The 2,447-nt window shown below is 67.4% G+C and carries 2 protein-coding genes; both read right to left on the reverse strand.

Features of this window, described 5'->3' with window-relative positions; genetic code table 11:
- Window position 1: 1 nt before the first annotated feature.
- On the reverse strand, window positions 2-1,378 hold the full coding sequence (locus E8F06_RS07155) for an L-serine ammonia-lyase (RefSeq protein WP_280365644.1): 1,377 nt from the start codon (window positions 1,376-1,378) through the stop codon (window positions 2-4).
- 22 nt (window positions 1,379-1,400) lie between these two features.
- On the reverse strand, window positions 1,401-2,447 hold a 1,047-nt coding region (gene glyA / locus E8F06_RS07160; protein ID WP_280365646.1), incomplete at its 5' end, for a serine hydroxymethyltransferase.

A 2,447-nucleotide genomic window follows, 5' to 3' on the forward strand; every position in this document is an offset into this window, starting at 1 on the left:
ATCAGCATTCGATGATGTTCACGGCGAGGCCGCCGCGGGCGGTTTCCTTGTACTTGCTCTTCATGTCGGCGCCGGTCTGGCGCATGGTGCGGATCACCTTGTCGAGCGAGATGAAGTGCTGGCCGTCGCCGCGCAGGGCCATGCGTGCGGCGTTGATGGCCTTCACCGAGCCCATCGCGTTGCGCTCGATGCAGGGCACCTGGACCAGGCCGCCGACCGGGTCGCAGGTCAGCCCGAGGTTGTGTTCCATGCCGATCTCGGCGGCGTTCTCCACCTGCTGCGGGGTGCCGCCGAGGACTTCGCAGAGCGCGCCGGCGGCCATCGAGCAGGCCACGCCGACCTCGCCCTGGCAGCCGACCTCAGCGCCGGAGATGGAGGCGTTTTCCTTGTAGAGGATGCCGATGGCGGCGGCGGTGAGCAGGAAGCGCTCGACGCCGTCGTCATTGGCGCCGGGCACGAAGCGGCTGTAGTAGTGCAGCACCGCCGGGACGATGCCCGCCGCGCCGTTGGTGGGCGCGGTGACCACACGGCCGCCGGTGGCGTTTTCCTCGTTCACCGCCAGGGCGTAGAGGTTGACCCAGTCGAGCACCGAGAGGCTGTCGCGCAGGTTGGCTTCCGGCTGCTCGCTAAGCTGGCGGTAGAGCGCGGCGGCGCGGCGTTTGACCTTCAATCCGCCGGGCATGATGCCTTCCTTGCGGCAGCCGACCTTCACGCAGTCCTGCATCACCTGCCAGATCTTCAGCAACCCGGCGCTGGTCTCCTCCGGGGTGCGCCAGGCCTTCTCGTTCTCGCGCATCAGGCCACTGATGGAGAGCCCGCTGGCGGCGCACTGGGCGAGCATCTCCTTGCCGGTCTTGAACGGGTAGGGCAGCGGCGTGCGGTCTTCGACGATGCGGTCCAGGCCCGCGGCCTCTTCGTCCACCACGAAGCCGCCGCCCACCGAGTAGTACTCGCGGGCGCGGATCTGGATGCCGGCGGCGTCGAAGGCGCGGAAGATCATGCCGTTGGGGTGGTAGGGGAGCGGCTTGCGGATCAGCGCCAGGTGCTCCTTTTCCACGAACGGGATCGGTTGCTCCCCTAGCAGGTTGATGGACCCGATTTCCCGAATGGTCGCCAGGCGCAGTTCTACCGTGCTGGTGTCCACCAGGTCCGGGTGTTCGCCTTCCAGTCCGAGCAGCACGGCCTTGTCGCTGCCGTGGCCCTTGCCGGTGGCGCCGAGGGAGCCATACAGCTCCGCCCGGACGCTGGCCACCCGCTCCAGCAGGTGGTCTCGTTTCAGTCCCTCGGCGAAACGCGCGGCGGCGCGCATCGGCCCCACGGTGTGGGAGCTGGAGGGGCCGATGCCCACCTTGAACAGATCGAAAACGCTGAGCGACATATCTCGACTCCCGGAAGAGGGATCAGGCCGGGTATACCGGGAAGCGGGTGCAGAGCGCCGCGACCTGCTTGGCCACCTGGGCCTCGACATCGGCATCGCCGAGGTGGTCGAGGATGTCGCAGATCCAGCTCGCGAGGGCGCTGCATTCCGGCTCCTGGAAGCCACGGGTGGTGACTGCCGGGGTGCCGATGCGCAGGCCTGAGGTCACGAAGGGCGACTGCGGGTCGTTCGGCACGGCGTTCTTGTTCACGGTGATGTGGGCGCGGCCGAGGGCGGCGTCGGCGTCCTTGCCGGTGATGCCCTGGCGGATCAGGCTGACCAGGAACAGGTGGTTGTCGGTGCCGCCGGACACCACGTCGTAGCCGCGCCCAATGAACACCTTGGCCATGGCCTGGGCGTTCTTGATCACCTGGGCCTGGTAGTCCTTGAAGTCCGGCTCCAGTGCCTCCTTGAAGCACACCGCCTTGGCGGCGATCACGTGCATCAGCGGACCGCCCTGGGCGCCCGGGAACACGGCGGAGTTCAGCTTCTTTTCGATCTCATCGTTCTTGCGCGCGAGGATCAGGCCGCCACGGGGGCCTCGCAGGGTCTTGTGAGTGGTGGTGGTGACCACGTCGGCGTAGGGCAGCGGGTTGGGGTACAGGCCAGCGGCGACCAGACCGGCGACGTGGGCCATGTCGACGAACAGCAGCGCCCCGACCTTGTCGGCGATGGCGCGGAAGCGTGGGAAGTCGAGGGTCTTGGAGTAGGCGGAGAAGCCGGCGACGATCATCTTCGGCTTGTGCTCCACGGCCAGGCGCTCGACTTCGTCGTAGTCGATCAGGCCATTGCCATCGATACCGTACTGCACGGCGTTATAGAGCTTGCCGGAGGAGGAGACCTTGGCGCCGTGAGTCAGGTGGCCGCCGTGGGCCAGGCTCATGCCGAGGATGGTGTCACCGGCGTTCAGCAGGGCCAGGTAGACGGCGCTGTTGGCCTGGGAACCGGAGTGCGGCTGGACGTTGGCGTAATCGGCACCGAACAGCTGCTTGGCGCGGTCGATGGCCAGCTGCTCGACCTTGTCGACGAA

Source organism: Pseudomonas sp. BN411 (assembly GCF_029871235.1).
Lineage (GTDB): Bacteria > Pseudomonadota > Gammaproteobacteria > Pseudomonadales > Pseudomonadaceae > Metapseudomonas.

What these genes read in the sequence shown, in the direction of transcription:
- E8F06_RS07155 (WP_280365644.1), bottom strand. Translation starts at nt 1,378, where the DNA reads ATGTCGCTCAGCGTTTTCGATCTGTTCAAGGTGGGCATCGGCCCCTCC.